This window comes from Mesorhizobium sp. BR1-1-13 (genome assembly GCF_020165515.1).
Classification (GTDB): domain Bacteria; phylum Pseudomonadota; class Alphaproteobacteria; order Rhizobiales; family Rhizobiaceae; genus Mesorhizobium.
The window spans coordinates 211,994-238,236 of sequence record NZ_JAIUIH010000008.1 but is presented as its reverse complement, the minus strand read 5'-3'; the positions used below and the strand labels follow the sequence as shown (position 1 = coordinate 238,236).

At 65.5% G+C, this 26,243-nt stretch carries 25 protein-coding genes and 1 pseudogene; 14 read left to right on the top strand and 12 right to left on the bottom strand.

Going from position 1 to position 26,243, the window contains the following annotated elements:
- Positions 1-22: 22 nt before the first annotated feature.
- The 3 genes from LB533_RS19895 to LB533_RS19885 form a co-directional block, all read right to left on the bottom strand.
- Complete coding sequence (locus LB533_RS19895; protein ID WP_224678004.1) at positions 23-1,234, bottom strand: GNAT family N-acetyltransferase; 1,212 nt, start codon at positions 1,232-1,234, stop codon at positions 23-25.
- 461 nt (positions 1,235-1,695) lie between these two features.
- A complete protein-coding gene (locus tag LB533_RS19890; RefSeq protein ID WP_224678003.1) occupies positions 1,696-2,997 on the bottom strand; it encodes a hypothetical protein in 1,302 nt (433 codons plus the stop codon).
- On the bottom strand, positions 2,994-4,163 hold the full coding sequence (locus tag LB533_RS19885; protein WP_224678002.1) for a glycosyltransferase family 4 protein: 1,170 nt from the start codon (positions 4,161-4,163) through the stop codon (positions 2,994-2,996). Before LB533_RS19885 ends, LB533_RS19890 begins: the two co-directional genes overlap by 4 nt.
- 294 nt (positions 4,164-4,457) lie before the next feature.
- On the opposite strand from LB533_RS19885, the gene LB533_RS19880 reads away from it, so the two are divergent.
- Positions 4,458-5,618, top strand: a complete 1,161-nt coding sequence (locus tag LB533_RS19880; protein ID WP_224678001.1) for a DUF1972 domain-containing protein — start codon at positions 4,458-4,460, stop codon at positions 5,616-5,618.
- Entirely contained in the window at positions 5,615-6,874 is a 1,260-nt protein-coding gene (locus LB533_RS19875) for a glycoside hydrolase family 5 protein (protein WP_224678000.1), read from the top strand. The genes LB533_RS19880 and LB533_RS19875 overlap by 4 nt, the downstream gene beginning before the upstream one ends.
- Positions 6,875-7,123: 249 nt before the next feature.
- Here LB533_RS19875 and LB533_RS19870 read toward each other — a convergent pair whose 3' ends face one another.
- Both LB533_RS19870 and LB533_RS19865 read right to left on the bottom strand, forming a co-directional pair.
- The gene (locus tag LB533_RS19870) at positions 7,124-8,506 is read right to left on the bottom strand and encodes a VpsF family polysaccharide biosynthesis protein (protein ID WP_224677999.1); all 1,383 of its coding nucleotides are present in this window, start codon (positions 8,504-8,506) and stop codon (positions 7,124-7,126) included.
- Between the two features lies 1 nt (position 8,507).
- The gene (locus tag LB533_RS19865) at positions 8,508-10,640 is read right to left on the bottom strand and encodes a GumC family protein (protein WP_224677998.1); all 2,133 of its coding nucleotides are present in this window, start codon (positions 10,638-10,640) and stop codon (positions 8,508-8,510) included.
- A 265-nt stretch (positions 10,641-10,905) separates the two neighbouring features.
- Between LB533_RS19865 and LB533_RS19860 the strand changes: the two genes are divergently transcribed.
- From LB533_RS19860 to LB533_RS19845, 4 genes are all read left to right on the top strand, one after another.
- On the top strand, positions 10,906-12,408 hold the full coding sequence (locus LB533_RS19860) for a formyl transferase (RefSeq protein ID WP_224677997.1): 1,503 nt from the start codon (positions 10,906-10,908) through the stop codon (positions 12,406-12,408).
- A 317-nt stretch (positions 12,409-12,725) separates the two neighbouring features.
- Positions 12,726-13,757, top strand: a complete 1,032-nt coding sequence (locus tag LB533_RS19855) for a hydroxyacid dehydrogenase (protein ID WP_140642706.1) — start codon at positions 12,726-12,728, stop codon at positions 13,755-13,757.
- 292 nt (positions 13,758-14,049) lie between these two features.
- Positions 14,050-14,715: a GntR family transcriptional regulator gene (locus LB533_RS19850; RefSeq protein ID WP_140552325.1), complete on the top strand. Its 666-nt coding sequence runs from the start codon at positions 14,050-14,052 to the stop codon at positions 14,713-14,715.
- Between the two features lie 228 nt (positions 14,716-14,943).
- Positions 14,944-15,249 carry a hypothetical protein gene (locus tag LB533_RS19845; protein ID WP_224677996.1) on the top strand — a complete coding sequence of 102 codons (306 nt, stop codon included), beginning with the start codon at positions 14,944-14,946 and terminating at the stop codon, positions 15,247-15,249.
- A 61-nt stretch (positions 15,250-15,310) separates the two neighbouring features.
- On the opposite strand, the pseudogene LB533_RS19840 reads toward LB533_RS19845, so the two are convergent.
- Positions 15,311-15,787 (bottom strand): annotated as a pseudogene (locus tag LB533_RS19840) (TOBE domain-containing protein); the annotation flags it as partial.
- A gap of 210 nt (positions 15,788-15,997) precedes the next feature.
- On the opposite strand from LB533_RS19840, the gene LB533_RS19835 reads away from it, so the two are divergent.
- Positions 15,998-17,959: an acyltransferase family protein gene (locus LB533_RS19835; RefSeq protein ID WP_224677995.1), complete on the top strand. Its 1,962-nt coding sequence runs from the start codon at positions 15,998-16,000 to the stop codon at positions 17,957-17,959.
- A gap of 174 nt (positions 17,960-18,133) precedes the next feature.
- Here the strand turns inward: LB533_RS19835 and LB533_RS19830 are convergent, their stop codons facing one another.
- Entirely contained in the window at positions 18,134-18,883 is a 750-nt protein-coding gene (locus tag LB533_RS19830; RefSeq protein WP_224677994.1) for a glucose 1-dehydrogenase, read from the bottom strand.
- 104 nt (positions 18,884-18,987) lie between these two features.
- On the opposite strand from LB533_RS19830, the gene LB533_RS19825 reads away from it, so the two are divergent.
- Both LB533_RS19825 and LB533_RS19820 read left to right on the top strand, forming a co-directional pair.
- Positions 18,988-19,908: a LysR family transcriptional regulator gene (locus LB533_RS19825; protein ID WP_224677993.1), complete on the top strand. Its 921-nt coding sequence runs from the start codon at positions 18,988-18,990 to the stop codon at positions 19,906-19,908.
- Positions 19,909-20,015: 107 nt separating this feature from the next.
- Positions 20,016-20,243 (top strand): hypothetical protein, encoded by a 228-nt coding sequence (locus tag LB533_RS19820; RefSeq protein WP_140642084.1) that lies wholly within the window; start codon positions 20,016-20,018, stop codon positions 20,241-20,243.
- Here LB533_RS19820 and LB533_RS19815 read toward each other — a convergent pair.
- Positions 20,240-21,097, bottom strand: a complete 858-nt coding sequence (locus LB533_RS19815; protein WP_224677992.1) for an NmrA family NAD(P)-binding protein — start codon at positions 21,095-21,097, stop codon at positions 20,240-20,242. The two genes, LB533_RS19820 and LB533_RS19815, sit on opposite strands and share 4 nt — an antisense overlap.
- A 214-nt stretch (positions 21,098-21,311) precedes the next feature.
- Between LB533_RS19815 and LB533_RS19810 the strand changes: the two genes are divergently transcribed.
- Entirely contained in the window at positions 21,312-21,617 is a 306-nt protein-coding gene (locus tag LB533_RS19810; protein WP_224677991.1) for a hypothetical protein, read from the top strand.
- Between the two features lie 90 nt (positions 21,618-21,707).
- On the opposite strand, the gene LB533_RS19805 is transcribed toward LB533_RS19810, so the two are convergent.
- The gene (locus LB533_RS19805; RefSeq protein WP_224677990.1) at positions 21,708-22,304 is read right to left on the bottom strand and encodes a DUF6456 domain-containing protein; all 597 of its coding nucleotides are present in this window, start codon (positions 22,302-22,304) and stop codon (positions 21,708-21,710) included.
- Positions 22,305-22,440: 136 nt separating this feature from the next.
- Here LB533_RS19805 and LB533_RS19800 point away from each other — a divergent pair, with 136 nt between their 5' ends.
- On the top strand, positions 22,441-22,722 hold the full coding sequence (locus tag LB533_RS19800; protein ID WP_224677989.1) for a DUF982 domain-containing protein: 282 nt from the start codon (positions 22,441-22,443) through the stop codon (positions 22,720-22,722).
- Positions 22,723-22,821: 99 nt separating this feature from the next.
- Complete coding sequence (locus tag LB533_RS19795; protein ID WP_224678042.1) at positions 22,822-23,124, top strand: DUF982 domain-containing protein; 303 nt, start codon at positions 22,822-22,824, stop codon at positions 23,122-23,124.
- Positions 23,125-23,357: 233 nt separating this feature from the next.
- Here LB533_RS19795 and LB533_RS19790 read toward each other — a convergent pair whose 3' ends face one another.
- Positions 23,358-23,942: a GcrA cell cycle regulator gene (locus LB533_RS19790; RefSeq protein WP_224677988.1), complete on the bottom strand. Its 585-nt coding sequence runs from the start codon at positions 23,940-23,942 to the stop codon at positions 23,358-23,360.
- A gap of 128 nt (positions 23,943-24,070) precedes the next feature.
- Complete coding sequence (locus tag LB533_RS19785) at positions 24,071-24,208, bottom strand: hypothetical protein (protein WP_224677987.1); 138 nt, start codon at positions 24,206-24,208, stop codon at positions 24,071-24,073.
- Positions 24,209-24,507: 299 nt separating this feature from the next.
- Here LB533_RS19785 and LB533_RS19780 point away from each other — a divergent pair, with 299 nt between their 5' ends.
- Positions 24,508-25,212, top strand: a complete 705-nt coding sequence (locus LB533_RS19780) for an XRE family transcriptional regulator (RefSeq protein ID WP_140582698.1) — start codon at positions 24,508-24,510, stop codon at positions 25,210-25,212.
- A gap of 66 nt (positions 25,213-25,278) precedes the next feature.
- On the opposite strand, the gene LB533_RS19775 is transcribed toward LB533_RS19780, so the two are convergent.
- A complete protein-coding gene (locus tag LB533_RS19775) occupies positions 25,279-25,581 on the bottom strand; it encodes a hypothetical protein (protein WP_140642072.1) in 303 nt (100 codons plus the stop codon).
- A 173-nt stretch (positions 25,582-25,754) separates the two neighbouring features.
- On the opposite strand from LB533_RS19775, the gene LB533_RS19770 reads away from it, so the two are divergent.
- Positions 25,755-26,123: a hypothetical protein gene (locus LB533_RS19770; RefSeq protein WP_224677986.1), complete on the top strand. Its 369-nt coding sequence runs from the start codon at positions 25,755-25,757 to the stop codon at positions 26,121-26,123.
- Positions 26,124-26,243: the final 120 nt, after the last annotated feature.

Here is a 26,243-nt window from a genome sequence, read left to right as displayed (position 1 = left end):
CGCATATCGGCTCGGTTGCCTGTCAGCGCAGGCGGCGCAGGCCGCGCGCCAGGCCTTGGCCGGCCTTGAGCAGCCGCGGTTTGGAGCGAATGAAAAGCTCGATCCGGCAGCGCAGCGAAATGTAGGCGGTGGCGCCCCATCCCCGCAGTGTCATCGACTGGCACAGTTCGGCCAGGACCGAACTGGTGGCGCCGATGTGCTCCTTATAGCCCTGGCTGCCGACCGAAAGGTCGAAATAATCGAACCCCTGCCCGCGCCCCCACATCATCAGCTTGCCGAACATCGTCAGGCCCGGCGGGGCAACGGCATTCTGGTCGATCCCGAGCAACAGGGTATGGAGCGTGCCTTTCCTGACCAGTACATAGATGACGGCGAGCCAGGCTTCCCCTCCGCGCAATCCGAAGATGCGCACCGAGCCGTCGGAAAGGCCATGCAGCGCGGCATCTCGGTAGAAGTCGACGACAGGTTCCTGCGTCAAAAGATCGAAACGGCCGAGCTCACGAAACCGCTTCAGCCGCAGCTCGAGGAGCGTGTCGAAGAGCGTTTCCGTCAGCGCCGGCGTGTCGGCCTCGACCAGGCTCAGGCCGCCGAGCTTTTCGAGGCGGCGGCAATGCTTGTGAAAGCTCTTGGCGAAGGAGGGCCTACAGATGCGCTTGATGAGCGTTTCCGGTTCGCCGTGCAGGATAAGGCCGGAGGTGATCTGAAGGGAATCGTGCGCCGCCGAAAGCAGCGCCAGAGGATTGGCGACTCGTTGGATCTGTTGCGGGATTCCCAAGATATGGATGCGATCCGCCGGTGGCAGCACGGCGCGGACTGCCGCCCATGCGGCGTCGGCGCCTTGCCTGGTCCACGCCCTGTCATCCGCCAGCAGCGGTGCCGAATAATCGCAGACGCCGCAGCTCAGCCATTCGATCACGGAGTGGCCCAGCGCCCGGCGCCGCATCAGCGGCAAAAGCATGACCGGCGCGCCCGTGGCGGCGTCGTTGACCTCGACGACAAGCAGTTCCGCGCCTTTGGGCATCAGCCGTTTGGCGATCCCCTCGACCCACGCATAATGCTGATGCGCGGTGCACACGCCATCGGCCTGAAACCGCAGCCAGAGCGGCCTTACAGTGTCGAGGCCGGTGTGCAGCCGGGCTTTGAAGCGCGCGGCTGTACCGGCGCTGGCGGCAGTCCGGGACAATAACCCGTCGGATAGATCCGTCTTGGGAGCCGTTCCCGTGGCTTGCCACATGCTTCTCCTGTCCTCCCGGCCGGCCATTAACATCGTCCACGCAAGCAGTGTAAACCCCGCCAACTCCGGACCGCCTCGGACAGCCGTGCGTTGGAGCGCACGAAAGCCACGGTTGCGGACTAATGGCAGCGCTTGCGATACCCCCGCATCGTAAACCACGGCAAAGTTCGGTCAGGACCAGACCTTTGGCGCCCATTTATGTTCGTTGGTTTCGCCTACCGGCCGACGGCCGAAATAGTCTAACCTTTGCCCGCGTGCACAGCTCGTCGACCTGCCATGAGGCCCGGTGAGACGTTGGGCACTTGCGCTCAGGTCGACCGCTAGCATCAAAGCATGAACGGTGCGTTGATGGATAATCAGAAATTGCACCGATCAGTCGTGCCATGTTGGGTCATTCGCGGAGACCACGCCGACGGCAAACGGTAGGCCTCCTCGTGGAGCGCCTTCTGCCATGGTCTCTGCTACCGTTTTACCGGGGCGAACGGGACTGACCGCCGCCACCCGCCCAACCAGCTGTCGCGCTGCTGGTCCGGGTGCTCGATGTTCCATATGCGGTGACGCGCGAAATACCATGATGCAGCAAGGACGAAGATTTCGGAGACCGCGGAACCCAACAGCGACCACGGCGGAGGCGCAATTGCCAGCAGGATTGCGATCAGCGCCAGCCCGACGATTGCGCCACCGGTCGTGATGAACGCGACGGTCCGGAAATCGCCGAGGATCTCAAGGATGATGCGAGGCATGACATAAAGCATGACCGGGATGAAATTCGCGATCACGAAAAGTCCGATGAATCCGACCGAGGCATCCTGGAGGGCCTGGGATTTTATCATCGGCAGGACGAATAGGATGGCACATCCATAGACGAGGCCACCGACCCCCATGACCAGCGACCAGATCTTCGCTTGCGCCCAGACACGGCTTGTTTCGTTGTTGCGCATCAGCTTCGCCAGCTCCGGCTGCGTCATGTTGAAGAGAGCAAGGCTGATGATGCGCAGTGGGGCAAACAGCACGAGGACCGCCGCCAGCGGTGCGTAAGCGGCGGGTCCGGCAATGCCCGCCACCAGCAGGGCCAGGCATTGACCCTGGATGTTTGTGGTGGTCGCGCTGAACGCCGACCAGCGCAGCTGCGGCCAGAGCCTTGTATAGCGGCGGCGCGTCGGCATGCGGAAGCTGATGCGAGGTGTGCGGCGCGCCAGCCGAACCAGGACGACGATGCCGAGCAGATTTGCTGCCGCAAGCGCATAGAACACGGTTTGGAGCGCGTCCTTCGCCAGCCACATGGTCAGTCCGGTCAGGATGATGCCGGTGATCGTGAAAGCGGCGTCGCTGATGGAGACGATCACCTGCTGGCGCCGAGCGAACAATGCCGTGCGCATGTGGCTGCGCAGCGACCATGCGCCGACGAAGCAGCCGGCGGCGATGCCGCTCGGATCGCCCAGCAGATGCATCAGGATCGCCGTGCCGACCGCCATCAGCAGCGACACCACCAGCGCCGCGGTCCCGAAGGCCACGTCATGGGCATCGACACCGGCGCTGTTGGTGCTCTTGCCCATCCATATCGAAGCGGGGACGGCGGTGAGCGAGCGGATGTACGACAGGCCGACGCCGCCCATCACCATGCCGATGGCGAAGAGACCGTAACCTTGCGCCGACAGTATGTGCAGCAACGCGATGTTGAGGGCAAAGTGAAAGCCGCTCTGCATCGCCTCGCCGCCGACCATCAGCACGAGGCGCCGCACCAGATGGACCGGGAATTTCACGGCCGGGTCTCCGCCTGGCGAGCGGTTGCCGGCCTGCCCGGCCTCGCTATCGTCACTTTCAGCTTGTCGGCGGCGATCGCGGCGATCGCCGCAGCTGCGACCGTTTCGCTGAAGACGGTCTCGTAGCGCGCGCGGCCGGCGGCAACAAAACCACGCCAGGCCTCGGGCCGCAGGATGATCGCCTGCAATTTCGCGGCAAGGGCGGCGGCGTTATTAGGCGGAACATGCCAGCCGGTCTCGCCGTCGCTGACCACCTCGACCAGCCCGCCGATCGCCGACACCAGTGGCGGCCGACCATAGGCCATCGCCTCGATAGCGACGCGGCCCAGCGATTCCGGGCGCCGCGACGGAACGGTGACGATGTCGGCCCAGCGGTAGTGTTGCGAGGGGTCTGGTATGAACGGCAGCACGCTGACGCGATCGGCCAATCCCATGGTGTTCACCAGCTCGGCCAAGGCCAGTTCGCGCTCGGTGCTTTCGAAAGCGCCGCCCACCAGCCGCACGTCGATGCGCGAGCGCAATTCCGGCGGCATCGAGGCGACCGCCTCGAGCAGCACTTCCTGGCCCTTGATCCTGTTGATGCGGCCGAGCAGCAGCACCCGCAACGGCCGGCTGCCGTCATAGCTCATCGGCTCGGCCGCCGGCGGGCCGGCAACGCCATTATAGACCACATGCGTGCGTGAACGGCCGGCAATGCCGAAGGCCGCGCGCGTCGCGCGTGAATTGAAGATCAGGTCGGCATGGCTCCAGCGCATCAAAGCGACCAGGATCGTGCGCATGAAACCTTCGGGAATCTCGTGGATATGCAGGACAGCCTTGTGAGGCAGCAGGCGGGTGGCCAGCGCATAGTCGGCCACGATCGAGGTGTTGACATAGACCAGGTCGCAGTGCCTGAGGCGTCGCCATGCCCGCCATACGGCCACCGGCAAACGCGCCATCTCGATGGTCGCGAGGCGCAGGATGGCTTGACGCCGCAGCACCCAGAGCGGCTCGAAGACGATGCGGCTGGCATGCGGTTCGAGGATCTGCACGATCGGGCCGCTGCGCGGCAGCACGACTTCGATGTCCGCGGACGGAAACGCGGCGCGCAGGGCTGCGACGCTCTCCGCGAAGCTTCGGTCGGAGCCATAGAGTTCGTAGCCCTGATGAACGCAGGCAATCCGCATCTTAATATCCCGCCAGGTTCATACCCCATCCTGCATCGCGCGAGGCAGATGGCTGCCGAAGCCCAGGAGCAAGGATCATGCCCGGTCCGCTTTCCCGGGCCGTTTGGCCGAGGAACCCCGGCAACGCCTCGTTTCGACACAGATACGCCTGGAAAGTTGACCGATAATGAAACAACTCCGGCGTTTGGTAAGAATTTTTTACGACGTTCTGCGACAGTTGCTCCCACTCTTGCCCGGCTGGAAGTTGCAGGGTGGGTTCTGGTGCAGTGAACATTCCGGAAAGTCCCGTCGGCCATGACATCAAAGCCCTCCATCCTGATCCTGGGAACGCGCGGCATACCCGCAGCCCATGGCGGTTTTGAAACCTTCGCCGAGAAGCTGGCGCTTTTCCTCGCCGGACGCGGCTGGAGGGTCGGCGTTTACTGCCAGGACGAGGTCGATCAGGTCGAGCACAGGGTGCGCAGCGAAACCTGGCGCGGCATCGAACTCATCCACATTCAGGTCGCCTCGAAAGGTCCGCGCGCGACGTTGGAATTCGACTGGCAATGCGTGCGCGATGCCGTGCGGCGGCCCGGCGTGTGCCTCGTCCTGGGTTACAATGGCGCGCTTTTCCTGACTTGGCTCAGGCTGATGCGGCGCAAGATCATGACCAACATGGACGGCATCGAATGGCGCCGCCCCAAATGGGGCCTGGCGGCGCGAAGCTGGTTCTGGCTCAACGAATGGATCGGCGCCTGGACCTCGCATCGCCTCGTCGCCGATCATCCTGTCATCGCCGATCATTTGGCGACACGCCGGCCGCGCAGCGCGATCGTCACCATCCCCTATGGCGGCGATCCCGTAACGACGGCGCCGGAGGCACCGGTCAGGGCGCTCGGGCTCGAACCTGGAAAGTACCTGATCTCGATCGCGCGCATCGAGCCCGACAACAACATCCTGCCGATCGTCGAAGCCTTTTGCAGCAAAAAGCGCGACATCAAGCTGGTGGTGCTTGGAACGCTCTCGGATGAAATCCCCTATCACGCCGCCATTCGCAAGGCCGCGAACGGCTCGGTGGTTCTGCCCGGGGCCATCTATGACCAGGCGACAGTGAAGGCGCTGCGGTACCACGCGCGCGCCTATATGCATGGCCACACGGTCGGCGGCACCAACCCGTCATTGGTCGAGGCGCTTGCGGCCGGCAACATGGTGATCGCCCATGACAATCCCTACAACAGGTGGACCGCGGGCGCCGCCGCCCTCTATTTCACCGACACCGGCACTTGCGCCAGCCGGATCGATCGGGCCATCGAAGACAACGCCCTGGTCGAGAGTTGCGGTGAGGCCGCCAGGGCGCGCGCCCGCGAAACCTTCCGCTGGGAAGACGTGCTGCTGGCCTATGAGAATGAAGCCTTCCGGCTGCTCGGCGTCGTCGCCGGGGAGGCCGTCCCGGTCGACCATCCCTCGCACGCATGACGACGTGGTCGCGCCGGCGGGTTCTCGGAGCGGCGCTGTCCACGGCTGCGTTGTTCGCGCCGCTTTCTCCCGTGTCGTCCAGCCTGGCCGCCACCGGCGAATGGCGCTTCCGGCGCGGCGTCAACGCCTTCCCCTGGTTTTCGCTGACCCGCGAATTCCCCGCACCCCGTACCGACTACGACTGGCCTCCATTCCAGCAGCGGCCGGTCCCGACGGCGGCCGATCTGCGCCGGCTGCGCGCGACGGGTCTCGATTTCATCCGCCTGCCGGTCGATCCCGGCCCGTTCCTGGCCGGCGATGCCGGCACGCGTGGCCGCTTGCTGGCGATGCTCGATCGGGCCGTCACCGCCGCCCTCGACGCCGACCTCGGCATCATCGTCAACGTACAGGCCAATAGCGCCACCCACTATTGGAATCCGGACCGCATGGTCTCCAGCACCGCCGCGCCCGCCTTCGATCTCTATCGGACGCTGATCGGCGAGCTCGCCGGCCGGCTGGCGCGGTTTCCATCGGGCAAGGTCGCGCTGGAGCCGGTCAACGAGCCGCAGCAATCCTGCGAGTCCAACGTCTGGTCTCAGGTCCAGCTCGCGCTCCTGACCGAAGCCAGGGCATCGTCCGCTACCCTGCCGCTGGTCGTGACCGGCGGCTGCGGCTCTATGGTGAGCGGGCTGACCGCGCTCGATCCGGCGCCGCTCTCGCCCTTCGAACCGATCCTGTTCACCTTCCATTTCTACGAACCCTATCTGTTCAGCCACCAGGGCGCGCCCTGGATGGACGAACCCGTCTACCGCTCGCTCAACAACGTGCCGTGGCCCGCCTCGGCCGGCTCGCTCGAGGCGACGCTGGCTTCGGTGCGGGCGCGCATGGCCGAGGACAACGAAACGTCCGAAGCGGACAAGAAAGCCGCCTACGCGGAAACCGAGCGCGCGCTGAAGGTCTATTTTGACGCCCAGCCCGACCGCTGGTTCATCGACAAACATCTTAGCCAGGCGCGCGATTGGGCCGATAGCCATGACATCGCGCCCGAACGCATTGTCATGGGCGAGTTCGGCGCGCTGCGCACCGATGCCCGCTATGTCGCCGCGCCCAATCCCGACCGCGCCCGCTACATCGCCGACGTCAGGCAAAGCGCCGAGTCGTTCGGCTTTGCCTGGGCCTTCTGGGCCCTCTTCGACGGCATGGGCATGATGGACGACACAACGCGCGCGCTGGACCCCGCTATCGTCGAGGCGCTCGGGCTGACGATGCCGGGATAGGTGGCTTCCTCCTTTCTTCGTCATCCTAGGGCGAAGCAAGGAGCAAAGCGACGCAGCGCAGACCCTAGGATCCATGCCGCGACACCACGGCGCCGCAGCGGTGCAAAGCAATAGCGCGTCGAGGTAGCGCTTCTCCTTTTACCCTGCCCACCGGGACGAGACGCGCGAGACGCAGGGTCCGGACCGTGGTATCCTTCATATCCGTCACGGCATGGATCCTAGGGTCTCCGCGACGGAGCCATGCTCCTGCTACGCCCTAGGATGACGAAGACGCGAGGGCCTGTCGCTAGCCACCAACGTTGAGGGTTCATGCATGTCGCGAGGCCGCTTTCCTCCCACCCGCGCCGGCCGGTACAGCACCAGCGCCAGCACCACGAACTTGGTCAGCAGCGTCGTCTTGGAGGCGAGGGTCTCGGAGGTGTTGAGCAGGATCAGCCAGCCCAGCATGGGCAGCCAGATGCCGGGATGGCAGCGGCGTGCCACCTCATGCATGAACAGCACGAAGCCGAACAGCATAAGCAGGGTAAAGAAGGCGCCCTGATAGAGCACCATGCGTATGATCGGGTTCTCGATGCCTTGTTCCAGGCCGTTGATGCGGCGCATGCTTTCGATCAGATCGATATCAGGCCCCACGATCAGGTCGCCCAGCCCCAGATTCTTGAAGAGGTCGAACATTTCGACGCGGGCATTGGCGCTGCCGCTGTCGGACACGAAGCGTTCCAGCAGGGCGTCGAAGAAGCCGTAGGAAAAGAGAAGGGCGACCGCCACCGGCAGCAGCGTGGCGAGCAGGACCGCAAGGGCCGCGCCCAGCAGGCTGACGCGTCCATGCCGCAGATAGGCAACGCCGCTGAAAAGCAGATAGATGCCGCCGAGCACGAGCGTCGTCACCATCGCCGAGCGTCCGCCGAAGGCGACCAGCGCCGCGGTTTGCAGGCCGATCAGCGCAAGCCGCAGCGGCATCGACAGCGACCGTGAGCCGGAGAGCAGCGCCAGCACATAGACCGCGGTGATCGTGGCATTGGCCAGCGGGTGGCCCTGAAGCGCGGTCGAGCGCAGGTCGGTGAACACCTCACCGTCGAGCCTATAGGGAAACACCAGCGTCTTGCTTGCGAATTCGAACAGCGCCAGCAGCGCATTCGCCGACATCACCGCGTGAACGACCGTCTGCAGCCGCGCGAAGGTCCGGTCGTCGTCCTCGGCCAGCATCAGCACCAGCAGCGCCGCCGTCACGAACGTATCGACCATGCCCGCCATGCCCGGGCGATGCCTGACGACGACCACCACCAGGAGCACGATCGAGATGACCGCCATCAGCGCACTGGCCGGCCGCCGGTCAGCGACATCAACCATATAGCCGACCGGATTGCCGAACGTGCATGAACGCCAGGCAAACACCAGCACCAGGAGATAGGTCGACGGATGGATCTTGGTGGCCGGACTGCCGAGCAGGCCGTCGTAATTGTAGCCCACCAGCCATAGCATGCCGCCGGAAACGGCGAACAGCACCGCCACCATGACGACCAGGCCGAAGCGGGTCACCCAGTCGACGGAACCGCCGGCGCGGGATGCGGCGGCGGCTTGACCCGGCGCGGCCCAGCCGGCTGCCGGGCTGGCGGGCCGGACGGCGGCCATGTCAGGCCGCCTCGTCGACCAGCAAGGCGCCGGTCGGCAACCGCCCCATGACGGAAATGGCCTGCGAGGCCGCCGCTACATCGCGCATCGGCGTCGAGTTCAGCGTGGCGACGAGCAGGATTTCGTCGGCCATCGCTACCAGCGGCGAGGCATTGAGATTGTCGGCCAGCGCGCCGCCATCGATGACGACGAGTTCGAAGTTGCGGCCCGCCTGGGCCAACATCTGCTGGGCAAAATAGACGCCCTGCGCTTCCTGGAAGACGGCCTTTGACCGGCCCCTGCCCAAAAGCGCGACATTGCTGCCGGGCGTATACTGGCTCAACGCCTCGATGCCGTATTCGCCGCGCAGCACGTCGAGCACGCCCGGCTGCTGATCTTTCTGGCCGCCGCCGGCATTGGTATCGATGAACAGGATACGGCCGCCCCGGGCGGCCGCGGCATTGGCCAGCAAGCGCGCCACCCTGCCGCGATGCGCGGCGTCCTCGGGCGGCGACGTCACCAATATGGACGGCACCAGCGGCCAGTCCGGCGGGCGCCGGCCCGACGAGAACATGCGCCTCAGCGCCAGCCCCACAACCGCGTCCGTCTTCTGGCTGGCCGCGGCGGCCGTGCCGCCGAAGGGCCACCAGCGACGCGCGTTGCCCGATTTTGCCGGCACCACGCCAAGCACCGGCGCGTCGATGGCCGATTGCATCTGCGCGCTGGAAAGCACCGTGGGCGAGGAATATTCCGCGATCAGCGCCAGGCCGGTGCCGAGCCCCAGGCCGCCGAAGAGCGCGCCCAGGACAAGCAGCGACAGCGGCGGCCAGCTCTTCTTCAGGGCCGGCATGGCGCTGGAGATGATCCGCGCATTGGTGCTGTCGACATTGATCTGCTCGCGCGTCTCCTGCACACGCTGCAGATAGTTGGCATAGACGGAGCGGACGGCCTCGAGATCGCGCTGCAGCTCGCGCAGCCTGACCGAAGCCTGGTCCGTATCGAGCGACTTGGCCTTCATGCCGGCGACCTTGGCCTCCAGCGCCTGCTGGTTGGCCAGCGCCCGCTCGTAGTCGGTCTCGGCAGCCGCCCCGATGCGGCCGAGCTCTCGCGCGATCAGCGCACGCGTGTCGCGCAGTTGCTGCTGCGCCGCGATCATCGAGGGATGGCGTGGCCCAAGTTCCGTGCCGAACTGCGATACCTTGTCGACAAGCGTCGCCTCCTGCGCCCTGAGGCTCGAAATCACCGAGGAGCGCATCGCTTCCGAGGTCGCGTCCGGCGCACCGCCCGACCTGCGCAACTGGTCGACCTGCGCCTTCAGCGCCGCGGTGCGGCTTTGCGCCGCCGAAAGCTGCGTATTGAGCTCGGTCAGTTCCTGGTCGCTGACCAGATTGCCCGCCGCCATCACCATGTTGTTGGCGGACCTATAGGCCTCGACGGCATTCTCGGCCTGCTGGACGCGCTTGCGCTGCTCATCCAGTCGCGCGGCGATGGCGTCCGAAGCGTCCTTGGCCATCCGCGCGCGTGAGCTCGCCTGATCCGCCAGATAGGCCTGCGCGATCGCATTGGCCAGCATCGCCGACTTCTCGGCGTTCTTGGTCGTAACAATCACCTCGATGACCAGCACCTTGTCCGCTCGCCGCACCGCCAGGCGGGCGCGCAACGCATCGAGCGTCTTGGCCGTCTTGTCGGCTTCGCCCGACCCCGAGCCCAGCAATCCGCCAAGTAAGCGGCCCAGCATGCCCTGCCCGTTGAATTCAGGATCCTCGGTCAGGTTGGTCGCCTTGATGGCCCTGAGCAGCACCCCCGTCGACTGGACGACGCTGACCTGGCTTTCCACACGGGTTATGCCGCCGTCGGGCGGCACCTGGCTCGGATTGACGTCGTTGCTGACCACCTGCAGGTCTTGCGGATCGATGATGATTTCCGCCGCCGAGCTGTAGAGCGCCGGCGTCAAAAGCCCATAGAGCAGGGCGCCGAGGGTCAGCAGCGCGGTGATGGCAAAGATGAGGAAACGGCGGCGCACCAGTATGCGCTTCACGTCGCCCAGCTCGACGGTCGAGGCCGGGTAGGACGGCGCCAACGGCACCGCTTCGGGCGCGTATTGCATCGCCTCCGGAGCGTATTGTTGCGGCAACGAGAGCAGGGATGATTGCAAGGGTCGCTCCGACAACACTCCATGCGCCTGCAAAGATCAAATTGCGGCTTTGTCTTAGCTATGCTTCCAACTGTTAAAACACTGTTAATTATATTGAGAGCTCTTGTGATTTTTGGCACGGAGTTTGCCTAGAAGAGGCACGGGTGTTGGAACGGCGCGGGCAACGGGGAAACGACATGGAATGGGGCAACGCTTCATTCGTCCGGCCGTTTCCCGCGTCCAAACACTGGCCCAATATCGAACATCACAACGATGAGGATGCGACATGCAGGTGAGCCTGCGCCTGGACAGCGAATGCCTCCGTGCCTTCCACCTGACGCTGCTGGAGCGCTTGGCGGCGCTGGCGCATGTCGAGGTCTCCGTCGATCTCAGGCCGGCCGAGGGCGGCATACCACCCAGCGCCGCGGCGCTGTTTCAGCTGGAGATGGCCATCCATGGCCTATCGGCGAACGGGCTGGCGAAACGCCTGCCGCTTTCGGCGCTCGCGCCCTATCGGGCGCCGCCGGTGGGGCCCGATCTGGTGATCGACCTCTGCGGCGACGTGCAGCGCGAAGGAACACGCGTCTGGCGCGTGACCTATGACGGCGCCGCGGGCGAAGCGGCCCTGCTGGCGCTGATCCTCGATGGGCGAACGCCGATTGCCCGCATCGCGGAAAACGGCACGAACATCGCCGAAGGCCGCCTGGGCACCGAATATGGCGGCATCGCGCTTGCCTCGTTCCAGGATATGCTGGCGCGCACCGCGAGCCTGATCCTGGCGGCGATGACCGGCGCGGCGCGGCACGCTCTCCCCATCCTGCCGGAGCCGGCGCACGGCAATGCCGCGCCCGCCATGCCGTCCCCCGCCAAGCTTGGCGTCAGGGCCGGCAAGATGCTGGCGCGGCGCGTCGTCCAGAAGATCTATCATCTCTGCTACAACGCCCCGCACTGGAAGGTCGGCTGGCGGCAAACGCAGGGGCAGGACCTGCTCGACCTGCGCGCGCACCCGGCAACGGGCTGGCAGGTGCTGCCCGACGACGGCAGCCGCTTCTATGCCGACCCGTTCCCGGTCCTGCATCAGGGCAAGGTGACCCTGTTCGTCGAGGACTATATCCACCGTCTGGGCCGGGCCATCATCTCCGCCGTGCCGTTCGGCCCGTCGGGGCCGATCGGCCGCCCGGAACCGGTGCTCGACCTGCCCTATCACCTGTCCTATCCGTTCGTCTTCGAGCGCGACGGCGAAGTCTGGATGGTGCCGGAGAGCTGCGCCAACCGCACGGTCGACCTCTACCGTGCCACCGCCTTCCCTGGTGGCTGGGTCAAGGAAGCGACGCTGCTGTCAGATATCGTCGCCAGCGACGCCACCCTGGTCGAGCATGGCGGGCGATGGTGGCTGTTCGCCACCGTCAGGGACGGCGGCGGCGCGTTTTCCGATGCGCTGCATCTGTGGTCAGCGCCGGACTTTCGCGGGCCGTGGACGCCGCACCCCAAGAACCCCGTGCTGATCGACATCGCCTCGGCGCGGCCGGCGGGCCGCATGGTACAACGCGGGGGCCAATTGCTGCGCCCCGTGCAGGACTGCCGCAGGAGCTATGGCGCGGCGCTCGGCATCGCACGCATTGTTCACCTCGATTTGGACGGCATGAGCCAGGTTGTCGAGACCATCTTGACGCCTGGCGCGCTATGGAGCGGGCGCAAGCTGCACACGCTCAACGAGGCGGGCGGCCTTGAATTCATCGACGGTTCCGCGATCGCGCCGCGCTGGAAGCAAAGGAACGCCAGGCGCTGACGACCTGCGCACAAGGTCGATACGGCCCTCCCGGCAAAAAGCCCCCGCCAGTCAAGGCCGGCGGGGTGAGGCTCTGGAGTAAGCCGGAATCGGTCCGGCATCGATCAACGTATGGCGCGAAGGTTGGTTGCGGCGCCAGAAGCGCATTCCCTTTCCCTTTTTTTGGGCCCTTGTGCAAGAACGGCCCCTTGCCCCAGCCGCAATCCCGCCTTTCTTGTCGCGAAATTTTCCTCCTCTGGATGCAGTTGTAAGTCGTTTAATCCGGGATAGATTGCGTGCAGAAGGGCGCCAGACGATCGCGCCGGGAGGAATTCACCATGTCCGACAGCGCCTTGCCGCTGGTCATCAGCGCGCCCGAACCACGCACGCTCGACCTCATCTTCACGCCGCCGCAGCTGGCGCGCTTCAAGGCGAAATATCGCATCGTCGAGACGACGCCGGACGGCGTGGCGAACCTGCCGGCCGATGTGCTGGCCGAGGCCCGCTACATCGTCGGCCAGCCGCCGATCGCGGCCGAGACGCTGGAGAAGATGAAGGCGCTGCGCTGCGTCTTCAATGTCGAGAGCAACCTCATCGACAACATGCCTTATGAGACGCTGTTCGCGCGCGGCATCCATGTCGTCACCACCGGCCTGGTGTTCGCCGAGCCGGTGGCCGAGCTCGGTCTTGCCATGGCGCTCAACCTCGCCCGCGGCATCGTCGATGCCGACCTCGCCTTCCGTGAGGGCAAGGAATTATGGGGCGGCGACGGCAACCGGACGGCGCGGCTTTTGTCCGGCGCCGATGTCGGCATCATCGGCTTCGGCGATCTCGGCCGCGCGCTGAACCGGCTGCTGTCGGGTTTCCGCACCAGGACAAAAGTCTTCGATCCCTGGCTGCCGCCGTCGATCCTCATCGACAATGGCGTCGAGCCGGCCTCGATGGACGAGGTGCTGTCCGCCAGCGACTTCGTCTTCGTCGTCGCCTCGGTGACCAGCGAGAATCAGGGCTTCCTCGGCGCCGACGCCTTCGCCAGGATGCGCAAAGGCGCGGCCTTCATCCTGCTCAGCCGCGCCGGCGTGGTCGACTTCCCCGCTTTGATGGCAGCGGTGAAGAGCGGCCATATCCTCGCCGCCAGCGACGTCTTCCCCGAAGAACCGCTGGCGCGGGACCACCCGGTGCGCGCCTTGCCCGGCTTCCTGCGCTCGGCCCACCGCGCCGGCGCGCTCGATATCGCCTTCAAGCGCATGGGCGACATGGTGCTGGAGGACATGGACCTGATCGATCGCGGCCTGCCGCCGCTGCGCTCCAAGCGCGCCGAGCGCGAAACGGTCTCGCGCATGCGCTCCAAGCCGGTGGACAGGAACTGACGGGTGGCTGGGTCCGCGCAAATCGGCGGGCCTTCGCATCGCCTTCGCGTCGCTTGACAAAAGCATGGCCAGCGACGACCCTCGACCGGCCCATCGGGGAGAAATCGACGCGCAACGCCTATGAAAGCTGAGACTCGGCAAACGGCAGGGGGTCGTCGGCGGTAACGGCGCAGCCGGCGGGCCCAGGGCCAATCGGTCCGGCCGGCCAAGCGGTCCGGTTTTCTTTTTTCGCCATGGCAAGGCGGCAAGAGCGGCCCTTGCCATGAGGCTGTCGGAAACGCGACGGAGCGCGATGCTCAACACGATCGATTATGGCGGCAAGGAAGCCGATATCGTCCACGCGCTGGAGGAAGACATCATCTTCGGCAGGCTGGCGCCCGGCGCGCGCCTGGTCGAGGACGTGCTGCTCGCCCGCTTCCCGGTGTCGCGCCATACCATCCGACAGGCGCTCTATCAGCTTGAAAGGCTAGGCGTCGTCACGCGCGAGCGCAACAAGGGCGCCATGGTGCGGCGGCTGTCGCCCGACGAGGTGCGGCAGATCTACGAGGTGCGCGAGATGCTGCAGCGCCAGGCGGCGCTGATGATCCGCCTTCCCGCGAGCGACGCGCTGATCGAAGAGCTGACGCAGATCCTCCGCATCTATAACGGCCATGTCGAGAGCGGCTATCTGCGCGGCATCCACGAGGCCAATGACCGTTTCCATCTCACCATGTTCTCGGCCTGCGGCAATGCCTATCTGGTGGCCTCGATCGAGCATTACATGCGCCTCAGCCTGCCGGTGCGGGCCAATTCGCTGGCCGACAGGGAAAAGCTCGACATCTCGCGCCAGCACCACGCAATGATGATCGAGGCGCTCAAGCGCCGGGACAATTGGGTGCTGGCGCAGCTCTGCGTCGACCATTTGCAGCCCAGCAAGGCGTTCTATCTCCAGGAGATCGAGAGCGGCGACGCCGGCTGAAACCGGGCCGACAGAAGGCTGCGGCAGCGGATGCGCGAATCCGACCGCTGCAAATCTAACGATGCAGCCAAATGAAGAAAAAAGCGGAAAGTTTCGCGGGCGTTGAAGAATATATTTCTTCAGACCGACCGTCGGCGGGCATGGCGAACCGGAACTTTCCTCCGAACCTTCCGTTTCTTTGAAGATCGTTGCTTCGACGGTCGAAGAGCAACAGGGAAGGATCCTATCATGAACATCAAGATGATCTGCGTCGGCGCGATGACGCTTTCGATGCTCGCGGGCTCGGCCCTCGCCGCCGCGGACAAGGGCACGTCGGCTCTTGACGACCCGGCCAAGATGCAGCCCTTCTACACCGACTCCAGTATGAAGAAGATGCGCAGCAGCGACGAGTTCACGAAGGCGTGGAAAGCGCTCACTCCGGAAGACCAGAAGATGATGATGACGGCCTGTGACGATGAGGCCAAGGACGCCAACGCCGCCAACAGCCATCCGGAGTTCTGCAGCAGCGTCAAGGCGAATGGCGGCAGCAAATAGACCGGCGGCGAGCAGGCTTTTATAGCCCGTATCCTGAACAGCCCCGGCCCCGGGGCTGTTGTCATGCGCCGATGCGCCGGCCGGTTTCGGCGTCGAACAGATGCGCGCAGGCGCGGTCGATCTCGATGCGCACCGGCTGGCCCTGCTTGAGCGCGAGCCGCTCGCGGAAAAGGCAGTCTATCTCCTCGCCGCCGCAGTCGACCTTGGCGAATATCTCCGAGCCGGTCGCTTCCAGCAGCGTGACGCTGCTCGGCAGGCCTTGGCTGCCGGCGCGGATGTGTTCGGGGCGGATGCCGTAGACCAACTCCCCGCCCGGGACCTGCGCCGGGTGAAGCGGCGCCGGCAGCGGCAGGGTCAGCCCACCTGCGCTGCGGAAGATGCCTTCCTCGATGCGGCCGCGAATGAAGTTCATGGCAGGCGAGCCGATGAAGCCGGCGACGAAGAGATTGGCCGGCCGGTCATAGAGGTCGAGCGGCGCGCCGACCTGCTCGACCAGGCCATCATGCAGCACCACGATCTTGTCGGCCATGGTCATGGCCGATCTGAACGCCAGGATACTCGCACGCGCCCGTCCCAGCGCGTGACAGCCCTGGAACGCGCGAAAGCGTCTTTGTTTGCCGGCGTCAGCTTTTCGGCCCGCCAGCGTCCTTTTTCCTGCTATGTTGCATTGCGAAAAATTTGTTGCATTGCGATACGATCTACCCCGGTCGACAATGGCCGCGGGTTGGGCTTGCACGAAGGATTTGTCGTGGCAGCATCGTTCCGACCCGATATCGAGGGAATGCGCGCACTGGCGGTAGCCGGTGTTGTCGCCTATCATTTCGGCCTCACAGCCCTGCCCGGCGGCTTTGCCGGCGTCGACATCTTCTTCGTCATCTCCGGCTATCTCATCACAAGACACCTTTTGCAGGAGATCGGCGAGAGCGGCCGGCTGAACCTGTGGCGCTTCTATGCCCGCCGCGCCCGGCGGTTGCTGCCGGCCTCGCTGTTCGTCATCCTCGCCACGCTGCTGGCCGGCGCCTTCATCCTGTCGCCGGAGGAACAGGCGCTCTATTCGAAGGGCGCGATGTTTGCCTCGGCCTATATGATCAATTTGTGGCTGATCCGCTGGTCGTTCGACTATTTCGCCTCCGATGCCGCCAACAACCCGTTCATCCATTTCTGGTCGCTGTCGGTGGAGGAGCAGTTCTACCTCGCATGGCCGGCGCTGCTTGTTCTCGCCGCATGGCTGCGGCCGGGACGGCGCGCGGCTATCGTGGTCATCGGCGTCACCGGCCTGGTGTCGTTCGCCGTCTGCGCCTGGCTGACCTACGTCTCGCCGCCCTGGGCTTTCTATTTCTCGCCGCTGCGGGCCTGGGAGTTCGCCGCCGGCGGGCTTGCCACGATGGTGCCGGCAAATTTCCTCCGGTACCACCCGCGGCTGCGCGCCGCGCAAGGCTGGCTCGGCCTGGCGCTGATCGTGCCCGCCTATCTGCTGCTGGACGAGGCGCTGCCCTTCCCTGGCCTGCTGGCGCTGCTGCCGGTCGTCGGCACGGTGCTGCTGCTGGTCAGCGGGGCAGGCGAGCGCCAAGCGGGTGGCAAGCTGGCCGGCGGCCCCACGGCTGTCCTGTCGCTGCCGCCCATGCAATGGATCGGCAGGCTCTCCTATTCGCTCTATCTCTGGCACTGGCCGGTCATCGTCTATGCGGGAATGGTCACCGCGGAGCTTTCCGGGCTGGACAGGTTTGCCTGCCTGGCACTGACGCTGATGCTCTCCATCTTCACCTATCACGTCGTCGAAAACCCCGTTCGCCGCAACGGCTGGCTGATGGCGAGCGCCGCCCGCGCGCTCGTGCCCGCGGCGCTGCTGACCGGCGCTGGCGTGGTCGCGGCCTATGCCAACGCCAAGTTTGCCGTTCACGAACTCGATCCGGAGCAGCGCGTCATCGCCCAAAGTGCGGCGCGTCCATCCACCGCGCGCGCCAGGGGCGGCTGCGTGCTCGACTACGAGACTGTCACCCCGAAGCCCTGCGTGTTTGGCGCCAAGGATGCGAAAGGCGCGATCGCGCTGTTTGGCGATTCACATGCCGACCACTGGTCGACGCCGCTGATCGAGGCAGCCGAAAAGCGCGATTACCGGGTGGTTACCTGGCTCAAATCCTCGTGCCGGGCATCCCGGCTGTCGACATGGTCGAGCAAGCTGAAGCGCGACTACGCCGAATGCGACCAGTGGCGCGAGCAGTCGATCAAGGAGATCCTGGCGCTGAGGCCGGCCCTGGTGGTGATCTCGGAAATCGCCCTGACCAGTTCGCGCAAGATGGCCGCCGGCAAGGATGAGCCCGACAACCAGGACGCGGAGTGGAAGGCTGGCCTGCGTTCGACACTGGAAACGTTCAGCAAGGCCGGGCTGAAGGTCGCCTTCATCCGCGACGTGCCCTTCAACGACGAGCAGGTCGACACCTGCGTGGCGCGTGCGCTGTGGCGCGGCGACACGCCCTCGCTCTGCGACCAGACGCGCGCCTATGCCGCCAACGACGCCATGGCCGCGGTGGAGCGCGACGTCGTGCGCAGCATTCCGAACGCCCGCTATGTCGATATGACCGACCAGTTCTGCAACCAGACCACCTGCCATGTCTTCATCGGCGGCAAGATCGCCTTCCGTGACCGCCACCATCTGGCGACCGCTTTCGCCGAGACGCTGGAGAAGCCGCTGGAGAAGGCGCTGTTCTAGGGCATTAGCTTCCCCTTCTCCCTTGTGGGAGAAGGTGTCGCCGCAGGCGACGGATGAGGGGTGCTCCAGAAAACACCGACGTCTCACTCCGTCCAACACCCCTCATCCGTCTCGGCGCTACGCGCCGATCCACCTTCTCCCACGAGGGGAGAAGGCAAAAGCACCACCCGCTCTCTACCGCCACCCGCCCGACGCCGCGATCCGCTCGCCGGTCAGCCACGAGGCCTCGTCGGAGGCCAGGAATACCGCCACGCGCGCGATATCCTCGGGCTGGCCGAAGCGGCCGAGCGGCGTCAGCCCGACGATACGCGCCTCCGCCTCGCCGCCGACGACGCCGGTGCGCCGCAGCCCTTCGGTGTAGACGCCGCCCGGCGCGATGGAATTGACGCGGATGCGGCGGGCGCCGAGCTCTCGCGACATCGACAGCGTGATCGAATCCACCGCCGCCTTGGTGGCGGCATAGACCAGCGAACTGGGCTGCGGATTGAAGCTCGCGATCGAGGAGATGTTGATGATGCTGCCGCCTTGCGGCCCGAACTGCTTCGCCGCCTCCTGGATGGCCAGCACGATGCCCAGCACATTGGTGTCGAATTGGCGGTGGAACTCGGCCTCGGTCACCGCCTCCAGCGGCTCGAACCGGAACACGCCGGCATTGTTGACCAGTATGTCGAGCCCGCCAAAGGACGACTTCGCCGTCTCGAACAGGCCACGCACATCGGCGGCGACAGCGACGTCGCCCTTCACCGCCACCGCCCGGCCGCCGGCATCCGTGATCGCCGCGACGACACGCTCGGCCGCTTCCCGCGACGAGGCAAAATTGACCACCACCGCGGCGCCGGCCGCGGCCAGCCCCTTGGCGATGGCGGCGCCGATGCCTTTGGACGCGCCGGTGACGATGGCGACCTTGCCGTTCAGACTGCTCATCAATTCTCTCCTTCTGTGATGACCAGCGGTATTTAGGCGCGACGAAAAAGCGTATTAGGGTCCGCTCGATCGCTTCTTTCATGCCTGAAATTCCGGAATGACCCATGACCACCATCCTCGAAAAGACCGCCGGCCTCGTCGCCTTCGTGCGCACGGTCGATGCGGGCTCCTTCCAGGCCGCCAGCCGGCTGATCGGCTCCAGCCCCTCGGCCGTGTCGAAGAGCGTCGCCAGGCTCGAGCGGCGGTTGGGCGCAAAGCTCATCCAGCGCTCGACCCGGCGGCTCGGGTTGACCAGCGAAGGCATCGCCTATTACGAGCGGGTGGCGCCGTTGCTGAGGGCGCTCGACGATGCGCAGGACATCGTGCAGAGCGCCGGCACCGCGCGCGGCCTGCTGCGCGTCACCGCCCCCGTCGAGCTCGGCCGCGCCCTGATTGCCTCATGGGCCGAAAGCTTCCTCGCCGAGCAGCCCAAGGTGAAGCTGGAGCTCAGCGTCACCGACCGCCACGCCGACCTGATCCGCGAGAACTACGATGTGGCGGTGCGCATGGGCGCGTTGGTCGACACCGGGCTGACCGCCCGCAGGGTAGCCTCCCTGCCGATCGTGCTGGTTGCCGCGCCAGCCTATGTCCGGCGTCGAGGCTTTCCGGCCTCGACCGCTGATTTGCGCAGCCACGACTTCATCCGCTATCTCTCAGGCGGCCGGCCCCTGCCCGTCACCTTTGCCGACGGCACGCGGATCATCCCGGACGGCCGCCTCGACACCGACGACGGCGGGGCCATCCGCCACGCCGCGCTGGCCGGCGCCGGCATCGCCCATCTTATGCAGGTCGCCGTGCAGGACGACCTCGAGACCGGCCGCCTGGTCCGCATCCTGCCCGACGTGCCGATGCCGACCATGCCGGTGCACATCGTGCACGCCTTCGGCCGGCAATTGCCGGTACGGGCGCGGCTCTTCGTGGAGTTTCTGGCGGTGCGAATGGGGAGGTTAGGAAAGCAGGGCGGAACCGGCAACACCACAGCCTAGCTGACCTTGAAGTCTTTATTGCGGTCGCAACAAAGACGGCGGCGCATCCCTTCTCATTGACGGCAAGGCGCTGTTCAACCTACATCCCTGATGAAGGGACATCCGCCATGGGGCTTCGACTTCCAGTTTGGCCTTATATGCCGCGCCGGGACGTCGGCGGCATTGTGATAGCGGTGGTTTTTGTGTTGTTGGCGTTGGCATTCGTGGCGTGGCAAGGCAATTTCATCGGCACGCATGTCACCGACCCAAATTGGCCTTGCTTTTATGGACCGAAAGGCACGGTCTGCTCTTCGACCAATGTTCCGCCCGTCCACCGGCAGACCAGCGCCAATTAGCCCTCCACCAGCTCCCTGACATAGCGCTCCAGCGTCACGGCCCCCCGCTCGGGCTTCGTTGGCGGATCATACGTGGTGTCCACCGTAACCTGCGTCATGCGCGCGTAGGATTGCGCCGCTTGCGGCGAAAATCCCATCTTTTGGAAGGTCTCCACCCAGCGCTCGCGCGGCACCGGGGCCACGCGCACCTCCTTGCCCAGCGCCTCGCCGAAGGCCGCCGCGACATCTTGCGCCGAATAGCGCGACGGCCCTTCGACATTGTGCATGCCGGTCTGGCCGGCCGGCTCAACGAGCAGGCGGGCGGCCGCCTCGCCAAGGTCCCGCGGCGCCACCATCGGCAGCTTGAAACCGGGCGGCAACAACGTGTTGACCACGCCCTCGCGCTTGGCCGTCTCCAGCGAGGGATTCCAGTTGCTCATATAGTAGGCCGCCCGGATGATGCTGGCGGGAATGGGCTGCCGGTCGAGCCTCTCTTCCAGCTCGTGCAGGACGGTGAGGTCGCCGACCCGCTCGCCGGTTTGAGCGCCATAGGTGGATTGCGCCACGATCTTCTCCAGCCCCGATCCTTCGAGCGCTCCGACGATCGCCGCCACCGTCCGGCGCTCCTCGGCATCGGTGTCGGTGGCGGGATCGGCCGGCGGGTTGAGCACGAACGCCCGCCTGCCCCGCCGCAGCACGTCGCGCAGGCTATCGCTGTCACCCACATCCGCCTCCGCCGCTTCGGCGCCCTGCTCGACCAGCCAGGCGGCCTTGGCCGCGTCGCGCGCCACCACGGTCACGGATTCGCCCCGCCGCAACAAGGCGATCGCGGCAGCGGAACCGACATGGCCGGTGCCTCCAAGGATGATGTACATGATCGGATCTCCCTTGCTGGTTGCATGCCGGGGTAATGAACGGCTGCGCCAAGGGTTCAAAGATTGCGAGACCATACTGACACGCCTGCCAGACGCCCTGCCGCCGATGCTCTCCCCGTCACGGCACACGCCGGGGCGAAACATTGCTTTACCGGTTTACGGGAACACGGCCGAGCCCGCAGCGTTTATTAGTGGGACCTTAGAGGAGGTTGTCATGAAGAAACTCTTGCTCGCGTCCATCATTGCCGTCGCTTCGGCGGTGGCCGTGATGGCTCCGGCAAATGCCGCCAGCATCACGCTTGGCATCGGCAACGGCTATGACGACGATTATTATGTTCCCAGATATCGTCACCATTATCGCGATTATTCCGACGATGATGGCTACTATCGCCGCTACAGCATGTATGACGAGAGCTACCGTCCGCGTTACTACGGTCATCGTCGCTGCCACACCGAGGTGATCAAGCACTGGCGCCATCACCATCGGGTCATCGAGAGAGTCCGCGTCTGCAGGCGTTGACCCTACAACCAATCCGGCCGGCATCGCGTCGGCCGGATTGTCGTGCACAGCCCATGCATGGCGCCACTGCCGTGCGCGCTGCACCGGCTACTATTTTCGCATCATCATCCCGTAGTGCATCGCCAGCAGATCGAGCCCGATTCTCAACAGCTTTGCCGCCACGTCCCTGCCCTCGCTCATCTCTCCCGCCACGCCTCTGACCGACTGCTCCAGGCACACGATCTTCCGCACCACGCCGACCACCTCCCAATGGCCGAGCGCGCGGGTCGCGGCGGCGTGCGACCGTCCGGCATTGAGCACGCTGTCGGCGATGCCGCCGCTTATCCCGTCGCCGTCGACGCGTTCGCTCCAGCGCATCGGCTTGATACCAGCCTGCTGGCTGGCGCGGAAATCCTCGCGGTAGCGCAGACCAGCCTCGCGCTGCTGGTGCGACAGCGAGGTGATGCCCAGCAGCGGATCGATGCTGCGCACCCGCACGATACCACCGGTGGAGGTATGGCCGTCATTGGACACCTCATAGACGCGCCGCGCCTCCGACGTGCCGGTTGCGAGCCGCTTGCGGCCGAACTCGTCGTCCCGCAACGCGAAATCATGGCCAACCTCGCGGCGGATGCGCACCTGCTCGGCCTCGCCCTTCGGCAGCTTCGGCGTCTGCGGTTTAGCTGATCTGGCGGCTTTCTTGCTCATGGTTGCGTCCTTGTGGGGGAGTGGATTGAGGTGCTGGCTGGCGGGGGCCGCAATCCCTGGCGAAATTGGCTGCGTGCGCCGGAACCAGCGGCGAGGCTGGGCGTTGTGCCGCACCAAACCAACAGGAGGTATGCCCATGACCGCCTTCATGCCGGTGACCTTGCGCTTCTGCGACAACAAGACCATGCTGGTGGGCTCCATCGCCCAGGCGGCGACCGCGCTTCGCCGGCAATGGCCTGACAAGACGGACACCGCCTATCTGGATGCGACAAGGCTGGTCAGGCTCGCCATCGATGGCAGCTGCCGCCAGCGCGTCGCCTTCGAGGCTTTCACCAAGGCGGCAGGACAGCAGGGGCTGCTGGTGGCGAAGCCGCGTAGCCGCGCCCATGAATGGCTCGACGCCGCTGCGGGCCCGTGAGGCGGCTGAAAACGTGATGCAACCGCGCCGCTGTCTTGCACGTTGATAACCGCTGGCCTTCGAGCCGCGCGCAACGCCAAGGTAACCGCCGTGGGTACCATGAAAACAGGATCTCCGCTCAAAGTATGCCTGGACGGGCATGTCGAGGTGATCGATAACGTCGCTGAGGCAGCCGACTTCCTGCAGCGCTGGCCGGTTGAACGGCGTGGTCACGTCTACCGTAGTGCGCTCAACGCGTGCAGCTCGGCCATCGCGGCGCAGATTTCGCACGCCGACGCGATGAAAGCGTTCACCGGCTTCGCCCGGGTTACCCGCATATTGGCCGGCGACGACGGCCGGCCAGTGATGCCTGATGCAATGAGCGTGCGGATGCCAAAGCAGGGCCACGATCTGCCAAAATAAAGGCGTTGCGTGGCCGCCGTTCCCGCCAGATCGCCACCATTGCAGAAGAAAAGCCAGCGTTGCAGCCAGCTTCTTTCTCCCACCCTTATGGAGAGAAATGGTTAGCAGGCCAATGAGAGGCGCCAACGCTTCGATACCTTGCATTTGAACCACTCTCCCAAACTCTCGGCTGTGTTCCAATCCTGACCGGCATTGCCTCTTGCCGGCATCGTCTCTCCAGAACGGGAGGAAGCTCACCCCGCCTCGCAGACACGCCGGCGGAAGCGCGCCTGGTGATAGGTGCAGTAGCTTTTCATCGCCCTTGTGCGCATGCCGCAGCACAGCATGTGGACGCCCGGCCGGCCGCCGGGCGCATCGTTTTCCGGATTTGGCTCCAGCGTCAGGTCGAGCGGAGCGCGGCAGCGGCCGAACAGGCAGTCGACGAAGCGCATTGCCACCCCATGCGGCTGGCGGCCGATCGGGCTTCGCTGCGGCACCGGCACCTCCAGGCGGTAGGCTTGCCCGTCCGCGATCAGTACGCCGGCCTCGCGCGCTGCGAGGCGTTCCGCACCTTCACCCTTCGGCACGCGCTTGCGTCCGGCCTTGGCGGCGCGGTCCGCGGCCTTGTCATTCGCCCTCTCGGCTGCCGCGATGCGCTTGCTGTTGGCAAAGCCGATCGAACTCAGCATGGCGTTGCGGTGAACGATGCCGATAATGGCGTCGCGCGACACCGGGCTGCCTCTCGACGCGCTGAACCGAGCCGCGATGCGCGAGGCGGAAAGTCCGTCCGTCAGCCAGCCGGCGATCGCCTGCAAGTCCTTGTCGCCATAAAGTGCCATGTCTGGTCTCCGTTCATTGCGCGGCCGCGGCAGCGCGCGACGCCGCCGGCGAGTGTCTGTGTCGGCCCGCCGCAGGCGGTGGGCATTGTCGGGTTCGATCCGGCCTGTCGGCCGTCGGGCTGGCAGCCTCAGTCCGGCCGGCCGCCCAGCGCAGCGAGGCGCGCCTCTGCGGTCACCCGGTCGGGTGCGGAAACCGCCCTGCCCGTCTGCCTGTCGAGCAGGATCACGGTGCCGTCCTCGGTGCGTATCAGGGAGCGGATCCGCACCGCGCTGAGTTGGAGGCCGGAGCCGCGGGGAGCGGCGGCTCCGGCCGTTCCGGCCGCCGGTGACGGGCGGACCGGACGTGCGGCTGATGCATCGGGGCAGTCAGCCTCACGCTTCACCCTGGCCGGGGAGGAGGACAGCCGGGGCGAAAGGGAATGAGCGCTGGCCGGCTCGCACGAAGCTGGCCTGAGGGCGCTTTCGACTCGAAAGGGGTTGAGCTTTTGCATGAACGGATATAAGCATAACTCAAAAAGTTATGCAAGCCATTCTTTCATGGACGAAAGCAACGCTTGTTGGTCACATGGGTGCCATGGTGAAAACGCAACTGTCGGTCAAGGTCGGAGCGGCAATCCGCCAGGCGCGCAAGCAGCGCGGCCTGGTCATGCGCCACATCGCCGAGCACAACGACACCGACGTCGCCGCCGTCGGCAATTGGGAAACCGGTCGCAACCTGCCCAAGACGGAAAACCTCCTGAAGACCGCCGCCTTTCTGCGTGTCGACCCGGTGGCGCTCGGCAAGGGCGAGGTGGTTTTCCTCGACGATGCCGGACCGGTCAACGACGCCGAGATCGTCACCGATGCCGGGCCGCCCCCCGCCGGGCCGATGGACATCCAGGTGCTGGGCGCCGCGGTTGGCGGCGACGACGGCGATTTCACCTTCAACGGCGAGCCCGCCGGCTACGTCCAGCGCCCACCCGGCATCCGCAACCTGGCCAAGGTGTTCGCGCTGCACGTGCTCTCGGATTCCATGGTGCCCCGTTACGAGCCCGGAGACCTGATCTATTGCGGCGGCCGCGATGCCGTCCCGGGCGATCATGTGGTGATCGAAACCTTCCCGGAAGAGAACGAACGCAACGGCAAGGCCTTCATCAAGAAGCTGGTCAAGCGCACCGCCGCCGAACTGGTGGTCGAACAGTACAATCCGCCGAAGACGTTGACCTTCAACCGCTATGCCATCAAGCAGGTCTGGCGGGTCATTCCGTTGAAGGAATTGCTGGGCTATTGAGGGCGACGGGGCAATTCTTCCTCCCACAAGGAGAGCAGGCAAAACCCAGCGTCGACCCCCTCGCCTTCACGCCCGCCCCGATCCCTCCAGCGGCATCTCACGCTCGCTCAGCATCAGCGCCTCGCTGCGCACGCGCTGGCGCTCGTCGATAAACGCCGCCCGGATCTGGATCGCCGTGCCCGGCAGCCCGTCGGCGCGGCAGGCCGAGCAGACCAGCCGGCCCGAAAGCGCTGCCAGCGGCGTATTGCCAGTCACGCCGAAGCGCTTCAGCTGATCGGGCTTCCACCACCTGTTGCGGCCGCAATCGGCGCATTCGACCGATATCGAAACGACATCCGCAATCACTGATCCCTTGCCCGTCAATGCCATCGCGGCTCGCCTCTTTGTTCCTTGTTTGTTCGCATATTCCTGTGTTTTGAAACGAGAGTCGAGTCGCATCTTTCAGGGCTCCGCAAAAGTTTCTCTTTCGCCAATTATTGAGTTATGCTTCTATGTAGCTTGCAAAGCCGAGTCGGCGCGCGTGCAGAACCCCGGGAGAGACGATGGACGCCCTTTCCGCCGATTTCGCTCACGCCTGCGGCTATGGCGGCGACAGTCACGCTCTCATCGAGGCCTTCGCGAGAATCCGCGAACACGGCATCCGCCAGGCGCGCCTCGGCCATTTCAGGCGCAAGGCGGTCGTCGACGCGCTGAAACAATCGGAAGCGCGTTTCCTGGCAGCGATCGGCCCGGCGCTATCGGCACAAGAAGCCATCGAGGACGCCGCCCGCTTCATCTCCTTCTGGCGCAACATGCCGCGCTGGCGCCAGGAACGGCGCCTGGCGGACCTCGCCAGGGCGAGGCAACAACGGCTGCTGGCGCGCTTCCTCCGCCGCTACGGCCACCGCGTCTGGGCCTTGGAGGCGGCATAGGCGGGCCCGCCAAGCCATCGGCGACCACACCGCGTCACGAGGGAAAGGCAGCCACGAGAAGAGCTGGGCAATGCCGCCATTTACGGGTTCCCATCCGCGCGTTTTCTTCCTAGATTGCCT